At 72.6% G+C, this 19,472-nt stretch carries 19 protein-coding genes and 1 pseudogene; 12 read left to right on the top strand and 8 right to left on the bottom strand.

The window, feature by feature from the left end; genetic code table 11:
• Nucleotides 1–9: 9 nt before the first annotated feature.
• Nucleotides 10–189, bottom strand: a complete 180-nt coding sequence (locus ACH4MY_RS28295) for a helix-turn-helix domain-containing protein (RefSeq protein WP_148001714.1) — start codon at nt 187–189, stop codon at nt 10–12.
• A 276-nt stretch (nt 190–465) separates the two neighbouring features.
• On the opposite strand from ACH4MY_RS28295, the pseudogene ACH4MY_RS28290 reads away from it, so the two are divergent.
• The 5 genes and pseudogenes from ACH4MY_RS28290 to ACH4MY_RS28270 all read left to right on the top strand — a co-directional run.
• Nucleotides 466–606: pseudogene (locus ACH4MY_RS28290) on the top strand (peptidase C39 family protein); the annotation flags it as partial.
• Nucleotides 607–681: 75 nt separating this feature from the next.
• Entirely contained in the window at nt 682–846 is a 165-nt protein-coding gene (locus tag ACH4MY_RS28285; protein WP_398006572.1) for an SCO1431 family membrane protein, read from the top strand.
• Between the two features lie 159 nt (nt 847–1,005).
• Nucleotides 1,006–2,187 carry an acyl-CoA dehydrogenase family protein gene (locus ACH4MY_RS28280; protein WP_398006571.1) on the top strand — a complete coding sequence of 394 codons (1,182 nt, stop codon included), beginning with the start codon at nt 1,006–1,008 and terminating at the stop codon, nt 2,185–2,187.
• Between the two features lie 477 nt (nt 2,188–2,664).
• Nucleotides 2,665–3,801 carry a hypothetical protein gene (locus ACH4MY_RS28275; RefSeq protein ID WP_398006570.1) on the top strand — a complete coding sequence of 379 codons (1,137 nt, stop codon included), beginning with the start codon at nt 2,665–2,667 and terminating at the stop codon, nt 3,799–3,801.
• A gap of 10 nt (nt 3,802–3,811) precedes the next feature.
• The gene (locus tag ACH4MY_RS28270) at nt 3,812–4,900 is read left to right on the top strand and encodes a phosphotransferase family protein (protein WP_398006569.1); all 1,089 of its coding nucleotides are present in this window, start codon (nt 3,812–3,814) and stop codon (nt 4,898–4,900) included.
• 34 nt (nt 4,901–4,934) lie between these two features.
• Here ACH4MY_RS28270 and ACH4MY_RS28265 read toward each other — a convergent pair whose 3' ends face one another.
• Nucleotides 4,935–5,303: a hypothetical protein gene (locus ACH4MY_RS28265; protein WP_398006568.1), complete on the bottom strand. Its 369-nt coding sequence runs from the start codon at nt 5,301–5,303 to the stop codon at nt 4,935–4,937.
• 225 nt (nt 5,304–5,528) lie between these two features.
• Here ACH4MY_RS28265 and ACH4MY_RS28260 point away from each other — a divergent pair, with 225 nt between their 5' ends.
• The 4 genes from ACH4MY_RS28260 (at nt 5,529) to fxsA (ending at nt 9,594) form a co-directional block, all read left to right on the top strand.
• The gene (locus ACH4MY_RS28260; protein ID WP_015032222.1) at nt 5,529–5,969 is read left to right on the top strand and encodes an Lrp/AsnC family transcriptional regulator; all 441 of its coding nucleotides are present in this window, start codon (nt 5,529–5,531) and stop codon (nt 5,967–5,969) included.
• A 103-nt stretch (nt 5,970–6,072) separates the two neighbouring features.
• Nucleotides 6,073–7,716, top strand: a complete 1,644-nt coding sequence (locus ACH4MY_RS28255; RefSeq protein ID WP_398006567.1) for an amidohydrolase — start codon at nt 6,073–6,075, stop codon at nt 7,714–7,716.
• Between the two features lie 434 nt (nt 7,717–8,150).
• Nucleotides 8,151–8,927, top strand: coding sequence for a polyprenol monophosphomannose synthase (locus ACH4MY_RS28250; protein ID WP_398006566.1), 777 nt, complete (start codon nt 8,151–8,153; stop codon nt 8,925–8,927).
• Between the two features lie 73 nt (nt 8,928–9,000).
• The gene (gene fxsA / locus ACH4MY_RS28245) at nt 9,001–9,594 is read left to right on the top strand and encodes an FxsA family membrane protein (protein WP_398006565.1); all 594 of its coding nucleotides are present in this window, start codon (nt 9,001–9,003) and stop codon (nt 9,592–9,594) included.
• A gap of 193 nt (nt 9,595–9,787) precedes the next feature.
• On the opposite strand, the gene ACH4MY_RS28240 is transcribed toward fxsA, so the two are convergent.
• The 4 genes from ACH4MY_RS28240 to ACH4MY_RS28225 all read right to left on the bottom strand — a co-directional run bounded on the left by ACH4MY_RS28240 (nt 9,788) and on the right by ACH4MY_RS28225 (nt 13,327).
• Entirely contained in the window at nt 9,788–10,162 is a 375-nt protein-coding gene (locus ACH4MY_RS28240; RefSeq protein WP_015032218.1) for an RNA polymerase-binding protein RbpA, read from the bottom strand.
• A gap of 255 nt (nt 10,163–10,417) precedes the next feature.
• The gene (locus ACH4MY_RS28235; protein ID WP_398006564.1) at nt 10,418–11,788 is read right to left on the bottom strand and encodes an MFS transporter; all 1,371 of its coding nucleotides are present in this window, start codon (nt 11,786–11,788) and stop codon (nt 10,418–10,420) included.
• A gap of 70 nt (nt 11,789–11,858) precedes the next feature.
• Nucleotides 11,859–12,623, bottom strand: coding sequence for a glycerophosphodiester phosphodiesterase (locus ACH4MY_RS28230; RefSeq protein ID WP_398006563.1), 765 nt, complete (start codon nt 12,621–12,623; stop codon nt 11,859–11,861).
• The gene (locus ACH4MY_RS28225) at nt 12,620–13,327 is read right to left on the bottom strand and encodes a YitT family protein (protein ID WP_398006562.1); all 708 of its coding nucleotides are present in this window, start codon (nt 13,325–13,327) and stop codon (nt 12,620–12,622) included. The genes ACH4MY_RS28230 and ACH4MY_RS28225 overlap by 4 nt, the downstream gene beginning before the upstream one ends.
• Before the next feature lie 64 nt (nt 13,328–13,391).
• Between ACH4MY_RS28225 and ACH4MY_RS28220 the strand changes: the two genes are divergently transcribed.
• On the top strand, nt 13,392–14,891 hold the full coding sequence (locus tag ACH4MY_RS28220) for a PLP-dependent aminotransferase family protein (protein ID WP_398006561.1): 1,500 nt from the start codon (nt 13,392–13,394) through the stop codon (nt 14,889–14,891).
• A 69-nt stretch (nt 14,892–14,960) separates the two neighbouring features.
• Here ACH4MY_RS28220 and ACH4MY_RS28215 read toward each other — a convergent pair whose 3' ends face one another.
• Nucleotides 14,961–16,589, bottom strand: a complete 1,629-nt coding sequence (locus ACH4MY_RS28215) for a hypothetical protein (protein WP_398006560.1) — start codon at nt 16,587–16,589, stop codon at nt 14,961–14,963.
• A 37-nt stretch (nt 16,590–16,626) separates the two neighbouring features.
• On the bottom strand, nt 16,627–16,821 hold the full coding sequence (locus ACH4MY_RS28210; RefSeq protein ID WP_015032212.1) for a hypothetical protein: 195 nt from the start codon (nt 16,819–16,821) through the stop codon (nt 16,627–16,629).
• 308 nt (nt 16,822–17,129) lie between these two features.
• On the opposite strand from ACH4MY_RS28210, the gene ACH4MY_RS28205 reads away from it, so the two are divergent.
• Entirely contained in the window at nt 17,130–17,522 is a 393-nt protein-coding gene (locus ACH4MY_RS28205) for an ankyrin repeat domain-containing protein (protein ID WP_398006559.1), read from the top strand.
• Nucleotides 17,523–17,778: 256 nt separating this feature from the next.
• Nucleotides 17,779–19,194, top strand: coding sequence for a HEAT repeat domain-containing protein (locus tag ACH4MY_RS28200; RefSeq protein ID WP_398006558.1), 1,416 nt, complete (start codon nt 17,779–17,781; stop codon nt 19,192–19,194).
• Nucleotides 19,195–19,472 lie beyond the last annotated feature (278 nt).

Genomic DNA, 19,472 nt, shown 5'->3' with positions numbered 1-19,472 from the left:
GCTTGAAGTTCACGCAACCATTCGGCATCGCTCCTCTAGCCACTGTCGAACTTCCGGCGGAGAGAACCGCAGCTGCTGGCCCACGCGGAAGCTCGGCATTTCTTCCTTGAGGTGATTGTCGTACACCCAAGAAGCTGGCTTTCCGAGATAGGCGGCAAGCGCCTGGACGTCCCACATCGGCTCACTCACGAACGATTCCTCTACGCTTGCTTCAGCTGCTCTCGAGGACGGTAATAAGGAATGGCGGCCGCACCAAGCGGGTGGCGGGCTGCCGGGCGACGAGGGCCCCGGAGTCAGCACCGATCCAGCACGACGCACCCGAACGGACCGGAACGGACGCCAGCGGAAGTCAGCACCAAGTCAGCACCAGCGCATCTGCGCTCGAATTGCCTCACGCCGTCCGCGCCTCTGACCTGCATGTTTGCGCGAGATGACGCCGCGTGGTATGAGGCGCCCTCCCATTTGGAGAACATCTGGCTCCGCACCAAGCGGTACAACGCGAGCGGGAAAGTGGTCTCCGGCACAGGAGGGGTCTGTTATCTCTACTTCCCCGACCGGCCCTCGGCCGCGCAGCGCAAGGCCCTCGCGGCCCTCGGCATCGTCTGACGCGCCCGTGCGGTCCCGGGGGAAGTGACCCACGTCTCTACCCCGGGGCCGCCCCCGTACCGCAAGGTGGTCGCCATGACCTCCGCATCCTCCACCTCCTCCACCGACGCACGGCTTCTCCCGCGTGCCCGGACCGGCGGTCCCGAGGACGACCGGGGCCCCAAGGTCCTGGAGCACGTCCTCGGCTGGACCCTGGTCGTCCTTCTCGCCGTGCTCGTCACACGGGCGGGCCTCATGTAGCGGGGCCCGTGGAGCGTCCGGGGTTCTCCCGGCGTCCGTGTGATCCTCCGGCCGCCGCGTGATCCCGGTGTCTCGAACGGGCATACTCCCCGCGACCCCGCGCGGCACGCTCGCACGCCCGTGCCCGTGCCCGCGCCCGGCAGGGAGGAGCGTCCGGTCATGGCCGACAGCACCCCGGACGGCGTGGAACGCCGGCTGCCCACCGACGAGGCCCGCGAGCTGCTCGCCCTGACGCGGGACATCGCCCGGCGGGAGATCGCCCCGCGTGCCTCCGAGGAGGAGGCCGACGGACACTTCCCCCGCGAGCTGTTCACACTGCTGTCCCGTTCCGGGCTCCTCGGACTGCCCTACGACCCCGCTCACGGCGGGGGCGGCCAGCCGTACGAGGTCTACCTCCAGGTGCTGGAGGAGCTCGCGGCGGCCCGGCTCACCGTGGGCCTCGGCGTCAGCGTCCACAGCCTCTCCTGCCACGCCCTCGCCCGTTACGGCACCGAGGAGCAGCGGAGCGCCCACCTGCCCGCGATGCTGGGCGGCGGCCTGCTCGGGGCGTACTGCCTCTCCGAGCCCTCCGCCGGATCGGACGCGGCGGCGTTGCGGACGAAGGCCGTCCGGGTGGGTCCCGACGGCGGCGACTGGGTGATCGACGGCACCAAGGCGTGGATCACCCACGGCGGGATCGCGGACTTCTGCACGGTGATGGCCCGGACCGGCGGGGCGGGTGCGCGGGGCATCACCGCCTTCCTGGTGCCGGGGGACGCGCCGGGGCTGAGCGCGGCCGCTCCCGAGCGGAAGATGGGCATGAAGGGCTCGCCCACGGCGCAGCTCCACTTCGACGGCGTACGCGTCCCCGACGCGCGGCGCCTCGGTGCGGAGGGCCAGGGCTTCGCGATCGCGCTGGACGCCCTGGACTCGGGGCGGCTCGGCATCGCCGCCTGCGCGGTGGGGCTCGGCCAGGCGGCCCTGGACGAGGCCGTGGCGTACGCCGGGGAGCGCCGTCAGTTCGGCCGGCCGATCTCCGACTTCCAGGGGATCCGTTTCCTCCTCGCCGACATGGCGACCCGGGTCGAGGCGGGCAGGGCGCTGTATCTGGAGGCGGCGCGGCTCCGGGACGAGGGGCGTCCCTTCGGCCGGTGCGCGGCGATGGCCAAGCTGTTCTGCACGGACGCCGCCATGCAGATCACGACGGACGCGGTACAGGTGCTCGGGGGGTACGGCTACACGGCGGACTTCCCCGTGGAGCGGTATCTGCGCGAGGCGAAGATGCTTCAGATCGTCGAGGGGACCAATCAGATCCAGCGGGTGGTCATCGCCCGTCACCTGGTCGGACCAGAGTCCCGCTGACGCGGACCGTGCGGTCCGCCCAGACGGGGCCGGCGGCGAGCCGTGCCCATTCCCGGTCGCGGTGGCCCGGGAGGGTGCGGCCCTGGCTCGCCCAGAGGGAGAGCACGGCCTTGTAGATGGGCGGGTCGGCGGGGACGGGGGCCGGGGCGGGTGCCTGCGCCGTTACGGGGACGGGGACGGGCGCCGGCAGGGGGCCGTGGCCGGGCGCCGGTGCGGGCGGCGGCGTCGGCGTGGGAATCGGGCGAGGAACCGATTCTTCAGCGCGTGTCTCCGCCTGTCGGTGCCGACCGATGCCGCTGGGGGTGGTGTACAGCGTGGTCATGCCCGGACCAACGCGTCCCGGCAGCCGTGGTCACCGCCCGGGGGATTCGAGAGGCAGTTCGTCCGGTACCCGGTGCACGACTCTGGCCCCCCGAAGCTCAGCTGACGTACCGTCAGTTCTTCTCGCGGAAGCGCTCGCCGACCAGGAGGTCAGCCATGTCCGGGCACCGGCACGTCGACGACCGGCCCGTCGCACTCGACGAATACCCCGTGCACCAGGCCCCGCTCTCGATGAAGCACCACGTCAGCGGCGACCGCAACGCCTACGACCGGTGCATCTTCCACGTCTTCGACCACACCGGCCGCGCCCTGCTCATCGCCGGCCTCGGGGTCTACCCCAACACCGGCGTCGTCGACGCCTACGCCACCCTCCGGATCGGCGACCGGCTGCACGCCGTCCGGGCCTCCGACGCCCTCGGCGACGACCGGATGAACCTCTCCGTCGGCCCGTTCGCCATCACTGTCGACGAGCCCCTGAAACGCCTCTCCCTGCGGTGCGCGGCCGACCCCGACGACCCCGAGGGGATCTCGTACGACCTCACCTGGACCGGCGACTTCCCCGCCGTCTGGGAACCCCACCACACCCAGCGCCACGGCGGCCGGCTCACCCTCGAAGGCCGGCGGTTCGTCCAGGCCGGGCACTGCGCGGGCACGATCAGGGCCGGTGGCGAGGAGTTCACGGTCACCCCGGGGGAGTGGACCGGCACCCGTGACCGCAGCTGGGGAGTCCGCCCGATCCCCGGAGAGGAACCCGGCCGGGGCGCCGAGTTCCGCCCCGAGGGCTTCCACTGGCTCTGGATCCCGATGCGCTTCGAGGACCGCTTCCTCATGGTCGTCGCCCAGGAGGACGCCGACGGCTACCGCACCCTCAACGAGGCCCTGCTCGTACGGAACGGCCACCGCGACACCCAACTCGGCTGGCCCCGCACCGATATCACCTACCGCACCGGCACCCGCCACCCCGAGCGGGCCGCCGTGCACCTCACCGACCCCACCGGAAAGCCCCTGGAGATCGGCGTGGAGATCCTCGCCTCCTCCCCGCTCGCCGTCGGCGCCGGCTATCCGCCCGCCACCGACTGGCAGCACGGCACCTGGCAGGGCCGGGGCTGGACCGACCGGCGTGTCTACGACCTCACCGACCCCGCCGCCCACCCCATGGCCGCCTACGGAGTCACCGACCACGCCGCCCGCTTCACCCTCGACGGCCACACCGGCTACGGCATATTCGAACACGGCTCCTTCGGCCGCCACGACCCCAGCGGATTCGCCGACCACACGTCAACGGCCCTCTGAGGAGACCGACGTGCCCACACCCCGTCCCCGCACCAGCACCCGCGACCCCGAGGAGCTCGGGCGCCGCCTCACCGGCTGGCTGGACCGGCACCTGCCCGGAGCCCGCGTCACCGATCTCGCCGTGCCCGGCTCCAACGGCATGTCGAGCGAGACCCTGCTCTTCGACCTGGTCCACCCGGACGCGCCGGTGCGCGGCTGCGCCCTGCGGCTGGCCGCCGACCCCGCCGCGTACACCGTCTTCCCCGTCTACGACATGGCGCGCCAGCACCGCGTCATGAGCCTCGTCGGGGAGCACACCGACGTGCCCGTACCGCGCGTGCTCTGGCTCGAAGAGGACCCCGAACCGCTCGGCGCCCCCTTCTTCGTGATGGCCCGGGCCGAGGGCCGGGTCCCGCCGGACGTCATGCCCTATACGTACGAGGGGAACTGGCTGCACGACGCGGACGACGCCGAACGCGCCCTGCTCGAATCCGGATCCGTCTCCGTGCTCGCCCGGCTCCACGACCAGTTCCCGGCGAAGGAGGCCGCGTTCCTGCTGCCGGACGGCGTGGGGACACCCCTGCGCCGCCACGTCGACGCCCAGCGTGCCTACTACGCCTGGGTGGTGGAGGGACTCGCCCCCTCGCCGCTCATCGAGTCGGCCTTCGACTGGCTGGAGACGCACTGGCCGGCCGACGAGGGCCCGGCCGTGCTCGGCTGGGGCGACGCGCGCATCGGGAACATCGTCTACGACGGATTCACCCCCGCCGCGGTCCTGGACTGGGAGATGGCGGCCTGTGTCCCGCGCGAGGTCGACCTCGGCTGGACGGTCTACCTCCACCGCTTCTTCCAGGACCTCACCGTCGGCTTCGGGCAGCCCGGGCTGCCCGGCTTCCTGCGGCGCGAGTCGGTCGAACGGCGCTACGCGGAACTGACCGGGCACACCCCGCGCGACATGGAGTTCCACACCCTCTACGCGGCGCTGCGGCACGCGATCGTCATGCTCAGGATCGCGTACCGGCAGGCCCACTTCGGCGAGGTCGAGGTGCCCGCGGACCCCGACGGCCTGATCCTGCACCACGCCACGCTCGCGGCGATGGTGCGGGGAAGCTACTGGTGAACGGAGGGGCCCGGAGGCCCCGCCCGGAAGGAACCTAGGCCGCGCGCCGCATCTGCGGCACCCGCAGCGGACGCGAGCCCGGACCGCCGACGTGCGAGAAGGGCTGCGTGCGCCAGTCGAGACCCTGGGGGAGCGTCAGGAGCAGCGCGGTGTCCTGCTCCTGGACCTCCAGGGTGTCGTCGGCCGGGCGGGCCCCGGTCGCCGACAGGCCCGTACCCGGGCAGACCGTCAGGACGAAGGGGTTCCACGGCGTCGGGCAGAGCGCGTGCTCCGGCAGCACGTCCTCGTCCGCGAGCAGCGCGATGGGCTGCACGCACTCCGGGCAGACGACCCGGAACATCTCAAAGGTGTCGTACGCGTCGAGCTCGTCGGACGTGTCGACCGAATCAACAGGCTCCTGCATGGAGAATCTCCCCCTCGGGTGGGTCGGCCGGATCTGTACGGCCTCGACCACAGCAAGCACTTCCCATACGGCCGTCCGCATAATCGTGTGGCACTACCTCAGGCCGGACGCAAACCTGTGGCGTTCATCACATGCCCTTCGCAGGTGCCCCGTGGCGGCCCATACCGCCTGATATTGGTCGACCTCGGCAGTGCCCCGTTCCTCCGGGAGCAATAGGGTCACCGCATGGAGGAGCTGGATCGTCAGATTGTCGAGTTGCTCGTCAAGGACGGGCGCATGAGCTACACCGACCTGGGCAAGGCCACGGGCCTGTCCACGTCGGCGGTGCATCAGCGCGTCCGCCGTCTGGAGCAGCGCGGAGTCATCCGTGGTTACGCCGCCGTCGTCGACCCGGAGGCCGTGGGTCTGCCGCTGACCGCCTTCATCTCGGTCAAACCCTTCGACCCCAGCGCCCCCGACGACACCCCCGACCGGCTCGCCGACATCCCGGAGATCGAGGCGTGCCACAGCGTCGCCGGTGACGAGAACTACATCCTCAAGGTCCGGGTCGCCACCCCGCTGGAGCTGGAGCACCTGCTCAGCCGCATCCGCTCCCAGGCTGGTGTCTCCAGTCGCACCACCGTCGTCCTCTCCACCCCGTACGAGGCCAGGCCGCCGCGCGTCTGACCCGCCGGCGGGGGGGGTCCGAGGCGCCCGGCGGGGAGTGCCGGGCCGCATCAAGGGGGACCTGCCGGACAAACCGGGTCCGGCCAGGTCCTAGCCTGGTCGCATGAGTGAGTCCATGTCTGCCGCGTCTCCCGCCGAACACTCCACCGTGCTGCTGCGCGGTGGAGAGGTCCACAGCCCCGCCGACCCCTTCGCCACCGCCATGGTGGTGGAACGCGGGCACGTCGCCTGGGTGGGTTCGGAAGGCGCGGCCGACGCCTTCGCCTCCGGCGTGGACGAGGTGGTCGACCTGGAGGGCGCGCTCGTCACCCCGGCGTTCGTCGACGCCCATGTGCACACCACCGCCACCGGGTTCGCCCTCACCGGGCTCGACCTGTCCACCGCCGCCTCGCTCACCGGGGCGGCGGAGCTGATCCGCGCCCATGCCGCCGCCCGCCCCGAGGACCGCATCCTCATCGGTCACGGCTGGGACGCCGCCCGCTGGCCGGAGCGCAGGCCGCTCACCCGCGCCGAGCTCGACGAACTCGCCGGCGGCCGCCCGCTCTACCTGACCCGGATCGACGTGCACTCCGCCGTCGTCACCACCGCCCTCCTCGACCTGGTCCCCGGCATCCGGGACCTGGACGGCTTCCACGACGGGCAGCGGCCCCTCACGGGCGACGCCCATCACGCCGTGCGCGCCGCCGCCTTCGGCGCCGTCTCCGCGCGCCAGCGCACCGAGGCGCAGCGCGCCGCCCGGAGCCGGGCCGCCTCCCTCGGCATCGGCACCCTGCACGAGTGCGGCGGGCCCCGGATCTCCTCCGAGGAGGACTTCACCGGCCTCCTGGACCTGGCCCGCGACGAGGCCGGGCCCCGGGTCGTCGGCTACTGGGCGGACCTCGACATCGAGCGGGCCCGCGCCCTCGGCGCCCTCGGTGCGGCCGGCGACCTGTTCGCCGACGGCTCCCTCGGCTCCCACACGGCCTGCCTCCACGAGCCCTATGCCGACCACGCCGACGCCGCCCACACGGGGGCCGTCCATCTGGACGCGGCCACCGTCGCCCTCCATGTCGTGGCCTGCACCGAGGCGGGCCTCCAGGCCGGTTTCCACGCCATCGGGGACGCCGCCGTGACGGCCGTCGTCGAGGGGGTCAGGGCCGCCGCCGAGAAGCTCGGCCTGGCCAGGATCCGGGCCGCGCGGCACCGCGTCGAGCACGTCGAGATGCTCACGCCGGAGACGATCGCCGCCTTCGCGGAGCTCGGCCTCACGGCCTCGGTCCAGCCCGCCTTCGACGCGTTCTGGGGCGGCGAGGAGGGGATGTACGCCGACCGGCTCGGTGCCGGGCGTGCCCGCACCCTCAACCCGTACGCGGCGCTGCTGCGCGCAGGCGTGCCGCTGGCCTTCGGCTCCGACAGCCCGGTCACGCCGCTCGATCCGTGGGGCACCGTCCGGGCCGCCGCCTTCCACCGCACCCCGGAGCACCGGATCTCCGTCCGGGCCGCCTTCACCGCCCACACCCGGGGCGGCTGGCGGGCCGTGGGCCGCGACGACGCCGGGACGCTGGTGCCCGGCGCACCCGCCGACTACGCGGTCTGGCGCACCGAGGAGCTCGTCGTCCAGGCGCCCGACGACCGGGTGGCCCGCTGGTCCACCGACCCGCGCTCCGGGACGCCCGGTCTGCCCGATCTGTCCCCCGGTGTCGCTCTCCCCGTCTGTCTGCGCACGGTCGTGCACGGGCAGCCGGTGTTCGTACGGCCGAACGAGTGATGTAGGGATATGTCCCCCTGGGACACCTGTTCCGTACGCTTGTCCCCGACCTGCGGATCTTCCCCTCCGGCCTGGCCTTTTGGGAAGTCTCCGCAGGTCAAGCGGGTGTTGACAGTCGCCGGTCACGGGCGGGTAGGTTCTCCGCGTCCACCACAGGACGTCCGACCGGACCGCACCCCCACGCTTTCGCCGAACGCCGCCCGCGCCTCGGCCGCGAGGGAAGGTTTCTCCGGCGGAAGGTGCGACCCGGGTGGGGCCCGGACGTTCAGTAGACAACGGCTCTCGGTCGATCCGCAGCCAGCGGATCCCAGGTCGGACCGAAGGACGACGGGCCCCGCACCGCACGTCCGCCCCTCACAGTCGACCCGCCGCGCCGGAGCACTCCGAGGACCTCGCTATGGTGGGGTCCTGCGTTTGTATCCGAAGGGGCAGTAGTGAACGACGGTGGCCAGAGGCGTTACGGCCCGCTCGGCAAGGCCTTGGTGATCATTCCGACCTACAACGAGGCGGAGAACATCAAGCCGATCGTCGCGCGGGTGCGGGAAGCCGTACCCGAGGCGCACATTCTCGTCGCCGACGACAACAGCCCTGACGGCACGGGCAAGTTCGCGGACGAGATCGCGTCCGAGGACGACCATGTGCACGTCCTGCACCGCAAGGGCAAGGAGGGGCTCGGCGCCGCCTACCTCGCCGGCTTCCGGTGGGGCATCGAGCACGGGTACGACGTCCTCGTCGAGATGGACGCCGACGGCTCCCACCAGCCCGAGGAGCTCCCGCGGCTGCTCACCGCCCTCAAGGGCGCGGACCTGGTCCTCGGCTCCCGCTGGGTGCCCGGCGGCCGCATCGTGAACTGGCCGAAGTCCCGCGAGTTCATCTCCCGCGGCGGCAGCCTCTACTCGCGCGTGATGCTCGACGTGCCGATCCGCGACGTCACCGGCGGCTACCGGGCCTTCCGCAAGGAGACCCTGGAGGGCCTGGGCCTGGAGGACGTGGCCTCGGCCGGGTACTGCTTCCAGGTCGACCTGGCCCGGCGCGCCGTCGCCGCCGGCTTCCATGTCGTCGAGGTCCCGATCACCTTCGTGGAGCGTGAGATCGGCGACTCCAAGATGAGCCGCAACATCGTCGTCGAGGCGCTGTGGCGGGTCACCGGCTGGGGCCTGTCGGCGCGGGCGGAGAAGGTCGGCAAGCTGCTCGGCCGGAAGTCCTCCTGACCCGTTCCCGCCCTTCCGTCTCCTGATCTCTCCTTTACGACGTTCCGGCGGGGCTCCAGGCACACTGGGGTCCATGACGACCGGCGCAACGCCTCCCCTCGCCCCGAAGCGCTCACGCGCGCGTACGTTCCTTCCGCTCGCCGTCGCCGCCTGGCTGGTCCTGGAGATCTGGCTGCTCACGGTGGTGGCGAACGCGGCGGGCGGACTGACCGTCTTCGCCCTGCTCGTCGGCGGCGCCGTGCTCGGTGCCGCCGTCGTCAAGCGGGCGGGCCGACGTGCCTTCCGCAACCTCACCTCGACCTTCCAGCAGGCCCAGGCCGCGGCGCAGGCCGGCGCGACGCCCCCGGCGCCCGACCGGACCGGCACGGAGGACCGCAACGGCTTCCTGATGCTCGGCGGTCTGCTCCTGATGATCCCCGGCCTCGTCTCGGACGCGGTCGGTCTGCTGCTGCTGATCCCCCCGGTCCGCTCCCTCCTCGGGCGGTACGCGGACAGGGCCGCCGCGCGCCGGATGGCCGCCGCGCCTCCCGGAAGCCTCCAGGACGCCTTCCAGCAGGCCCGTATCCACCGCCCCGACGGCAAGGTCGTCCAGGGTGAGGTCATCCGCGAGGACGCCGCTCAGGGCCCGCGTCGGGCCGATGGGCCCCGCCCGCCCCTGACGCCCTGATCGTTCCTCGTTCCTTCGTGCCCCGCCTCCCGGTGAACGGGAGGCGGGGCACGTCGTTCGGCCGGGTGACCCGAGCGCACGGTGGGAGACCCGCGCACGCTCGACGGTGGACCCCCGGGCACGGAAAACGCCGCGGGGCCCGGTACACAGTTCGTGTACCGGGCCCCGCGGCGTCGTGCGTCCGGTGGGTCCGCTAGGCGGACTTGCGGCTGTCGCGCGGATGCACGGCGATGTTCATGGCGCCGGAACGCAGGACGGCCAGCCTTTCGGCGAGGACCTCCTCCAGCTCCTCGCGGGTGCGTCGCTCCATGAGCATGTCCCAGTGCGTTCGCGCAGGCTTGCCCTTCTTCTCCTCAGGTCCGTCCCCATCCACGAGGAGTGCCTGGATTCCGCAGACCTTGCACTCCCACTCCGGCGGAATTTCCGCTTCCACCGAGAAGGGCATCTCAAAACGATGGCCCTTCTCGCATGCGTACTCCACGGCCTGGCGCGGGGCCAGATCGATGCCGCGGTCGGTCTCGTAGCTCGTCACCACGAGGCGCGTGCCGCGAAGAGCTCGCTCACTCATGAATCGTGCCTCCCGGGCTTGTCGCCCACAGGACAGGTGTCGCTGTCGTCGTTATCCGGTCAACGTCCGGTCGGCGGTAAAGATTCCCGTGCCGGGTCATGCGTCGCCCGTCGTGCCGCCCCTTGTTGTACCCACCAGTGCCCGTTTTGTCACATCTGACGGCAGATGTAACCCGGTGTCTTCACCAAAGCAGCACGCAGTAACGGTCCGCCTGGCAGGCCAAACGCGTACACTACCGCCCTTTCACTGCCACGTCTAAATTCGGTCCGGTATGGGGTTCCCCGCGGCTTCCACCGCGCGCCGCACCGGGACCCGGGCGAGGAGGATGAAGCCGACCACGAAGAAGATCACCAGGGAGATGATGGCATCCCGGTAGCTCCCGGTCAGCTGATACGCGAGACCGAACACGAGTGGACCCAGCCAACTGAGCCCCCGGTCGCTCATCTCGTAGGCCGAGAAGTACTCCGCCTCCTTGCCGCGCGGCACCAGATGCGAGAACAGGGAGCGCGACAGAGCCTGGCTCCCGCCGAGGACAAGGCCGATCGCGGCCGCCAGGGAGTAGAAGAAAACCGGCGCGTCGGCCGGCAGGAAATAGGCCGCCGCGAGGATCGCGGTCCACACCGCGAGCGAGCCGAGAATCGTCCGCTTGGCGCCGTGCGTCCGGGCGAGTCGCCCCATGCCGAGCGCGCCCGCCACGGCGAGCACCTGGACCAGGAGGACCGCCGTGATGAGCGTGGTCTGGTCGAGGCCCAGCTCCTCCGAACCGAACAGCGAGGCCTGGGAGATCACCGTCTGCACGCCGTCGTTGTAGATCAGGTAGGCGAGGAGGAAGGAGAGCGTCAGCGGATGCCGGCGCATGTCCTTGAGGGTCTCCCGCAGCTGACGCCAGCCGCTGCCGACCGGTTCCTCCCCGGCCGGGTCCCGGCCCTCCGCGGCGAGGCGCCGGTCGCGCAGCCGTCGCAGCGGTACGAGGGTGAAGGCGCCCCACCAGACACCGGCCGAGGCCAGGCAGATCCGGACCGCCTCGCCCTCCGTGAGGCCGAACGAGTCGTGGCCCGAGTACAGGACCAGGTTCAGGACCAGGACGAGCGCGCCCGAGGTGTAGCCGAAGGCCCAGCCGCGCGACGAGACCGCGTCCCGCTCGTCCGGCTCCGCGATCTGCGGCAGATAGGCGTTGTAGAGCACCATCGAGACCGAGAGCGAGGCGTTCGCCACGATCAGCAGGAACGCGCCGAGCAGATACCGGTCGCCCGCCAGGAAGAACATGCAGGCGGTCGCCGTCGCGCCCACGTAGGCCGAGGCCGCGAGCAGCGGCTTCTTCCGGCCCGTGCGGTCGGCGATCGCGCCCACCAGGGGCATCACCAGGACCGCGACCACGATCGATGCGGACACGGCGTACGCGAAGAGCGAGCCGGCCCGCACCGGTATCCCGAGCGGGTGCACGAAGCCCTCGGCGTCGGCGGCCGCTCGTGCCACCGAGGTCAGATAGGGGCCGAGGAACACGGTGACCACGCTCGTCGAGTACACCGAGCACGCGAAGTCGTAGAAGTACCAGCCCCGCTGTTCCCGTCTGCGCTCCGCGGGATCGGCGGCGTACTCCTCCGGTTCGGTGGTTTCAGCGGTCAAGGCCGCGCCCCCTCGTTCGTCCCCGTGATCGGGCTCGGTGATCCGGGCCCGACGGCACCGGGACGCGCGCTCAGACCCACTCACCCCGCTCGGTCAGCACCGAGCGCAGCGTCTCCAGTTGATCGGTCATGATGCCATCCACCCCGAGGTCGAGGAGAGCGTTCATCCGGGCCGGATCGTTCACCGTCCACACATGGACCTGGAGCCCGCGCGCGTGCGCCTCCCGCACGAAGCGGTGGTCGACCACCGGGACACCGCCCTGGCGCTCCGGAACCTGTGCGGCGATCGCACCGGCCCGTACCGCCGCCGGGATGCCGAACGAGCGCAGTCGCAGCCCGACCACCCCGCTCACCCCGTACGAGGTGGCCAGCTCGGGACCGGCCAGGCGCTGGGCCCGTGCCACGCGGGCCTCGGTGAAGGAGCCCACGCAGACCCGGTCCCAGGCGCGCCGCTCGCGGATCAGGTCCACCAGCGGGTGGAGGGCCGACTCGGCCTTGATGTCCACGTTCCAGCGGGCCTCCGGGAACTCGTCCAGGAGGTCGGCGAAGAGCGGCAGGGGTTCCTTGCCCGCCACCCGGGCCTCGCGGACCGCCGCCCAGGGCAGGTCGCGGATCCGGCCGGCGGTGTCCGTCACCCGGTCGAGGGTCGCGTCGTGGAAGGCGACGAGAGCGCCGTCGGCCGTCGTGTGCACATCGGTCTCGAAATAGCGGTAGCCCGCCGCGGCGGCCCGGCGGAAGGCCTCGGCGGTGTTCTCCAGGCCGTTGGCCGTGCCGCCGCGATGGGCGAACGGGAGGGGCGACGGGTGGTCGAGATAAGGGTGGCGTACGCGAGTCACCGCCGCAGTATGGCGTCTTCCGGTGGCGCGGGGGCGACCGAGGTGCTTCCGGAGTCCGGCTCCGGAACGGCGAACCGTCGGAGGAAGAACTGGGCGAGGGGTCCGATGGCCAGCGCGTACAGCACCGTGCCGACGCCGACCGAGCCGCCCAGCACGAAGCCGGTGGCGACCACCGCCACCTCGATCGCCGTCCGCACCAGCCGGATCGACCGGCCGGTGAGCCGGTGCAGACCGGTCATCAGGCCGTCCCGCGGGCCGGGGCCGAAGCGCGCCGCGATGTACAGGCCGGTCGCGACCCCGTTCAGGACGATCCCCGCCACGAGCAGCGGGATGCGCCCGGCCAGGCCGTGGACGTCCGGGACGAGCGCCAGGGTGCCGTCCATCGCCAGACCGATCGCGAACACGTTGGACACGGTGCCGAGCCCCGGCCGCTGCCGGATCGGGATCCACAGCAGCAGCACCACGGCCCCGACGATGATCGACACCACGCCGATGGTCAGACCGGTCTTCTCGGCGAGACCCTGGTGGAGGACTCCCCAGGGCTCCAGACCGAGACCGCTGCGCACCAGCAGGGCCGAGCTGACCCCGTACAGCGTCAGGCCCACATACAGCTGGACGAGCCGACGGGTGAGGTGCCGGCCGTGGCGGCCGGAGGCGATGGACAAGGGACTTCCCCCCAGGGTGGTGGTAGTGGACTGGCTCATGACACTCTGTGGCGGGAGAACGGGTGCCAACCATGGCCAATTCGAGGAAGGTGGACTGATTTCGATGGCCCAGTGGACTTCGGCGGTGGGGCCGGCGCAGCTCGCCCGGCAACTCCAGGCGCAGCAGCCGCGACCCGCCGGACCCGGCGCCAGGAAGCCGCCCGCCTACCGCGCCCTGGCCGACGGCATCCGTCTGCTCGTCCTGGAGGGGCGCGTCCCGGTCGCCGCCCGGCTGCCCGCCGAGCGGGAACTCGCCCTCGCCCTCACCGTCAGCCGTACGACCGTGGCGGCGGCCTACGAGGCGCTCCGCGCCGAGGGCTTCCTGGAATCGCGGCGCGGGGCCGGCAGCTGGACTGCCGTACCGGCCGGGAACCCGCTGCCCGCCCGTGGCCTCGAACCGCTGCCCCCCGAGGCCCTCGGTTCGATGATCGACCTCGGCTGCGCGGCGCTGCCCGCGCCCGAGCCCTGGCTCACCCGCGGCGTCCAGGGCGCCCTGGAGGAACTGCCGCCCTACGCCCACACCCACGGGGACTACCCGGCGGGACTGCCCGCGCTGCGGCAGATGCTCGCCGACCGGTACACCGCGCGCGGCATCCCCACGATGCCCGAGCAGATCATGGTCACGACCGGCGCCATGGGTGCCATCGACGCCATCTGCCACCTCTTCGCGGGGCGCGGCGAGCGGATCGCCGTCGAGTCCCCCTCGTACGCCAACATCCTCCAGCTGATGCGGGCGGCCGGCGCCCGGCTCGTGCCCGTCGCCATGTCCGAGGGCCTCGGGAGCTGGGACCTGGGCCGCTGGCGCCAGGTGCTGCGCGACGCGGCGCCCCGCCTCGCGTACGTGGTGGCCGATTTCCACAACCCGACCGGCGCGCTGGCCGACGAGGACCAGCGGCGGCAGCTCGTGGACGCCGCCCGCTCGGCCGGCACCGTCCTCGTCGTCGACGAGACCATGGCCGAACTGCGTCTGGACGACGACCTTGAGATGCCCCGGCCGGTCTGCGCCTTCGACCCGGCCGGTTCCACCGTCCTGACGGTCGGCTCCGCCAGCAAGGCCTTCTGGGCGGGCATGCGCATCGGCTGGGTCCGGGCGGCGCCCGACGTCATCCGCTCCCTGGTGGCCGCGCGCGCGTACGCCGACCTCGGCACCCCCGTCCTGGAGCAGCTCGGTGTGCACTGGCTCATGCGGACGGGCGGGTGGGAGGAGGCCGTGGCCCTCCGCCGCGACCAGGCCCGGGAGAACCGGGACGCGCTCGTCGCCGCGGTCCGCAGGGAGCTCCCCGAGTGGGAGTTCTCGGTGCCGCGCGGCGGCCTGACCCTCTGGGTCCGCACCGGCGGCCTCTCCGGCTCGCGGCTCGCCGAGGCGGGGGAGCGGGTCGGCGTCCGCGTCCCGTCCGGGCCGCGATTCGGTGTCGACGGGGCCTTCGAGGGCTTCGTCAGGCTGCCCTTCACGGTCGGCGGGCCGGTCGCCGACGAGGCGGCCGCCCGGCTCGCCGCCGCGGCCCGGCTGGTGGAGTCGGGCGCGGGCGGGGGCACGGAGCCGCCGCGGTCGTTCGTGGCCTAGCCGTCGCACACGGAAGAGGCCGGTACGGACCCGGGGGTCCGTACCGGCCTCCTCGCATGCGCGGTGTGCTCAGCCCTCCGCGGGGACGGGGGCGTGCAGCGGGGCGGGGCCGGGGTCCGGCTCTGCGCGGGGTGCCGGGGCCGGTTCGGGGCTCTTCACGGTGATCGTCTCGATCGCCATGGTCGTCGCCGCGTCGCGGCGCTCCGGGAGGAGTTCGAGAACCGCCTGCCGGTGCGCCTCGCTCGTCGCGTCGTCGTACGGGTCGGGCGTCGCCGGCACCTGGAGGCGCAGGACCGGTCCGGTGCCCAGGCGCGCGTAGCCGCGGCCGGCCGGGACCTGGGGCGTCGGGGTGGTGTGCGGCTCGGTACCGAGGACGGCCGCGATCTCCTCAGGGGCGGCGGGACCGAGCACGATCCGCGCCCTCGTGTGCGTCCGTACGGCCTCGCTCAGCGTGTCCGCGCTGTCGAACTGCTCGGCGACCACCACCGTGACCTGGGCCGCGCGCCCGTGCCGCAGCGGCACCTGGAGCAGCTCCTGCGGGTCGGGACGGCCGTCGGCGGCGGCCAGGTGGCCCAGGACGCTCGGCCGGTCCAGCAGGATCCACAGCGGCCGCCGGGTGTCCTCCGGCGCCGCGTGGCCGGCCTGCCGGGCTCGGTTGGCGGCGATCAGACGGCGCTCCGTCTCGTGCGCCGCCCACTCCAGGCTGGTCAGCGAGCCGGAGAGCCCGCACTCGACGGCCAGGACCCCGTCGCGGCCGGTGAGGCAGGCGTACTCGCCGGTGCCGCCGCCGTCGACGATCAGCACGTCGCCGTGCGGGAGGGCCTGGAGCGCGATCGAGCGCAGCAGGGAGGTGGTGCCGCTGCCCGGCTGGCCGACGGCCAGCAGATGCGGCTCGGCGGAGCGGGGGCCGGTGCGCCAGACCACGGCCGGCGCGTCCTCCGTACCGTCCGTCCCGACCACGGGCACGGTCCGCTGCACGGCGTCCGCGTCGGTGAAGCCGAGGACGGTCTCGCCCGGCACGGTGACGAAGCGCTGGGCGGCGATGGTGGTGGGCAGGGCGGGCAGCACGCTCATGACGAGCCGGTTGCCCTCCTCGTCCCAGTCGAAGCGGTACTCGCGGCCGCGCCCCGACTTGGCGTGCAGCAGCTGCTCGATCCGGGCGCGTGCCGCCGGCTCGCCGTCGGTGAAGTACGGGGGGTACGCGATCCTCAGGCGGGTGAGACGCCCGTCCTCGTCGAAGGCGTACTCCGCGAAGGCTCCGCTCCAGTCGCCGCCGTGGGCGAAGAGCGGGGAGGGGTCGTCGGGGACGGAGAAGTACGGCACGAGGGCCTCGTACAGGCCCTTGAGCCGGGCGACCTCCGCGTCGTCGGGCCCGGTCTTCACGACCGGGCGTTCGCGCCCCTTCCACGCGGCCGCGCCCATGAGCGTCACGAGCGCGAGGAGCGGCCCGTACGGCATGAGGGCGACGACGAGCACGCAGGCCGCGACCAGGAGCAGCGTGGGACCACGCCGCTCCTTGGGGGTCGCGGCCCACTTGGCGCGCGCGGTCGCGGCCAGCTTCCGCAGACCACGGGAGACCGTGATCAGCGGATGGAGCACGTCGGTGGCACTGTCGGCGGCCGTGCGCGCGATCTCTCGACTACGAGCGATCTGTGCGCTGCCGCTGCTCAGAATGCGGGGGAGTGGTCGCCGGGCCACGAAGTACTCCTGAAGTGGTGGAAGGGACGGAAGGGCGTCAGAACTTGATCCCGCCCAGGAGGCCGGCGAGGCTCTGCCCGCCCGCCGTGATGCTCGGGGCGATGGCGGTGCCCGCGAGGTAGAAGCCGAACAGCGCGCTGACGAGGGCGTGCGAGGCCTTCATCCCGTCCTTCTTGAAGAACAGGAAGCAGATGATGCCGAGCAGGACCACGCCTGAGATGGACAGGATCATTGGTTGTTCTCCTGGTTGAGGGGACAGTCACCATGAGTCCTTCCAAGTTCACAGCAAGTATCTATGTGACTAAAGGTGCATTAGGGTGAAAAACGGGTGATTTCACTTGACCGGCGGACGTCGAACGGACTGTCGGGTGGCGAAATGCCCGGCGTGCGCTAGAGGAGCGGCCGTGGGCGGACTGCCGTGATCTTTGCCTCGGTCGAGCGCGGTCATGTCACCGAACGGGCAGTACCCTGTCGATTCACTCGTACGGCCGCGCTTGCCGTGCACCGGCCGACAACGCAGGAGAGAGGCGGTCCCACCCGATGAGCGAGACTCCGGACCCCGAGGTCATCGAGCTGGCGTCCAAGGTCTTCGACCTCGCGCGCACCGGGGACGCCGACGCGCTGGCCGCCTACGTCGACGCGGGTGTCCCCGCGAACCTCACCAACGACAAGGGCGACTCCCTCGTCATGCTCGCCGCCTACCACGGCCACTCCGCCGCGGTGTCCGCCCTCCTCGCGCGCGGCGCCGACGCCGACCGCGCCAACGACCGCGGCCAGACCCCGCTCGCCGGCGCCGTCTTCAAGGGCGAGGACGCCGTGATCCGCGCGCTCCTGGCCGGCGGCGCGAATCCGGAGGCAGGGACTCCGTCCGCCGTCGACACCGCCCGGATGTTCGGCAAGACCGAACTCGTCGAGCTCTTCGGATCCCGGTGAACGGGTACTGAACCCCAGGTGAGAGCGGCGTCGTAAATGTGGTCGCGGTGGCGAAATGGGTGGGTCATCATGACGTCGGGCCCGGCAAAACGGGCCACCGACGAGAGGCTGAGGAAGATGGTCACTGGCAGGCGATGGACGACAAGCGGCCCGACATGTCGCCGCACGGCCTAGGCGTACGGGCGATGTACCGCCCGACCCGGGTCATCCCGGTATCCCCCGGTCGTGTCGACAGCTTGATGTGAGGCGTCTTCCCATGTTCGATCCAGTCATAGCGCCGAGCGGCACCCTGCTCGGCCTGCTGCAGCGGGGCCGCGGCGACGGCACCCTGCACGCACTCGCCGCGCCACGCGCCGAGGCCCTCGCGGCCCTCAACCACTGCGTCCTCGACGATCCCCGCCACGACTGGCAGGTCGAGAACCGCTCCCTCTACTACGCCCGTCTCTACCTGGACCTCCACGGCGGTCTCGAGGAGATCGAGGCGCACCTGTTCGGTGCCGAGGACCACCTCGACACCGAGGAGTCCCGCACCGGACTCGCGCTCGCCGTCCTCGGGCACCTCGCCTCCTACGGACGCCAGGACGCCCTGCTCGTGCTCCGCCGCTACGCGGCGACCGGCACGAACTGGGCCTGGGCCCTCGACGAGCTGGCGCTCCGCGACGACGACGCCGGACTCCGCGCGCTCGCCGGTCCCGTACTGGCCCGCTTCCCGGCCGACGCCGCGGGCGACGCCGAGCTGGCCGGCGTCGTGCGCGACGCCTTCGAGCCCCGTCCGTGGCGCCTGTGGGCCGAGGACCGGCGCGACGCCGTCGGCGCCCGGGTCAGGGCCGCCCAGGAACAGGGCTCCTTCGACCGCTGGCAGCGCCAGATGCGCCCCGCCGGGCCCCGCCCCGGCTGGAGCGTGCGCGCCGTCCTCGACTGGGCACAGGAGGGGTACGAGCGCGGAGCCGTGCTGTACGGCCCCGCCGCCCGCTGCCTCACCGCCGTCGCGGGACCCGAGGACCGGCCCGAACTCCTCGCCGCCGCCCGGCACGGCGCGGTGGGAGCCCGGGGCGCCGCCCTGCACCACCTCGCCGAGTCACGCGACCCCGCCGTCCTCGACCTCGTCGAGGCCGCCGCCGACGGTGACTCCCACGAGGTCGCCGAGGCCGCCATCGCCGCCTACCGGCGCATGTGCGGCGAGGACGCCGTCGCCCGGGCCCGTGCGTGGGTCCGCCGGACCGACGCCCTCGGCGCCGCCGCCGCCGACGTGCTCGCCTGCCGCGGCACCGCCCAGGACTCCCCCTCCGTCCTCGGCGCGCTCCGCGACACCATCCGCTTCGAAGGCCCCGACGCGCCCGTGCTCGGCGGGCTCGTGGACGGCGTCGGCCGCCTCGGCATCGCCTGCGCGGCCCCCGTACTGCGCCACGTCTACCGCGAGACGGCCTCGTCCCAGCTGCGCGGGCGCGTCGCCCGCGCCCTCGCCGCCACCGACCCCACCTTCGCGACCGGCTTCGCCGTCGAATGCCTCTGGGACTGCGAGGAGACCACCCGCGAGGTCGCGGCCCAGCACGCGGAGACCGGAGACGTCCGCGTCGCCGAACGATTGCGCCGCCTCGCCGCCGACCCGGCCGAGGAGGTCGAGGTCCAGACCGCGGTGCGCAACCGGATAGGGCCTGACCTCCAGGTCTGACCCCGGTCGGACCCGGGCCGGGCATCCGGCCCGATCGAGGTCCGGCCCCCCGGTCGGACCCGGTCACCCCGTCACCCGGCTCCGGGGCGGCGCGGCCCCCGGCGGAGAACCCGCCGAGCGAGGCCCCGCCCCGGAGCACCGGCCGGGCCACGGAACGATTCCTGCTCCGAGCCCTCCGGAGCCCTCCGGAGTCCCCGGAGTCCCCGAGGTCCCCGAGACCTCCGGGCCCACCGGCGCTCCCGCGCGAAACGCTCATGGGACGTTCCCTCCCCGTCCAG

The organism is Streptomyces sp. NPDC017246 (assembly GCF_044331325.1).
GTDB lineage: Bacteria > Actinomycetota > Actinomycetes > Streptomycetales > Streptomycetaceae > Streptomyces.
The sequence above is the reverse complement of the archived record's forward strand: the minus strand, read 5'-3'. Positions and strand labels throughout refer to the sequence as shown.

Excerpts from the sequence above, each read along its gene's own strand:
- ACH4MY_RS28285 (WP_398006572.1), top strand. The coding sequence starts at position 682 with ATGACCTCCGCATCCTCCACCTCCTCCACCGACGCACGGCTTCTCCCG.
- ACH4MY_RS28280 (WP_398006571.1), top strand. The coding sequence starts at position 1,006 with ATGGCCGACAGCACCCCGGACGGCGTGGAACGCCGGCTGCCCACCGAC.
- ACH4MY_RS28275 (WP_398006570.1), top strand. The coding sequence starts at position 2,665 with ATGTCCGGGCACCGGCACGTCGACGACCGGCCCGTCGCACTCGACGAA.
- ACH4MY_RS28265 (WP_398006568.1), bottom strand. The coding sequence starts at position 5,303 with ATGCAGGAGCCTGTTGATTCGGTCGACACGTCCGACGAGCTCGACGCG.
- ACH4MY_RS28260 (WP_015032222.1), top strand. The coding sequence starts at position 5,529 with ATGGAGGAGCTGGATCGTCAGATTGTCGAGTTGCTCGTCAAGGACGGG.
- ACH4MY_RS28255 (WP_398006567.1), top strand. The coding sequence starts at position 6,073 with ATGAGTGAGTCCATGTCTGCCGCGTCTCCCGCCGAACACTCCACCGTG.
- fxsA (WP_398006565.1), top strand. The coding sequence starts at position 9,001 with ATGACGACCGGCGCAACGCCTCCCCTCGCCCCGAAGCGCTCACGCGCG.
- ACH4MY_RS28240 (WP_015032218.1), bottom strand. The coding sequence starts at position 10,162 with ATGAGTGAGCGAGCTCTTCGCGGCACGCGCCTCGTGGTGACGAGCTAC.
- ACH4MY_RS28225 (WP_398006562.1), bottom strand. The coding sequence starts at position 13,327 with ATGAGCCAGTCCACTACCACCACCCTGGGGGGAAGTCCCTTGTCCATC.
- ACH4MY_RS28220 (WP_398006561.1), top strand. The coding sequence starts at position 13,392 with ATGGCCCAGTGGACTTCGGCGGTGGGGCCGGCGCAGCTCGCCCGGCAA.
- ACH4MY_RS28210 (WP_015032212.1), bottom strand. The coding sequence starts at position 16,821 with ATGATCCTGTCCATCTCAGGCGTGGTCCTGCTCGGCATCATCTGCTTC.
- ACH4MY_RS28205 (WP_398006559.1), top strand. The coding sequence starts at position 17,130 with ATGAGCGAGACTCCGGACCCCGAGGTCATCGAGCTGGCGTCCAAGGTC.
- ACH4MY_RS28200 (WP_398006558.1), top strand. The coding sequence starts at position 17,779 with ATGTTCGATCCAGTCATAGCGCCGAGCGGCACCCTGCTCGGCCTGCTG.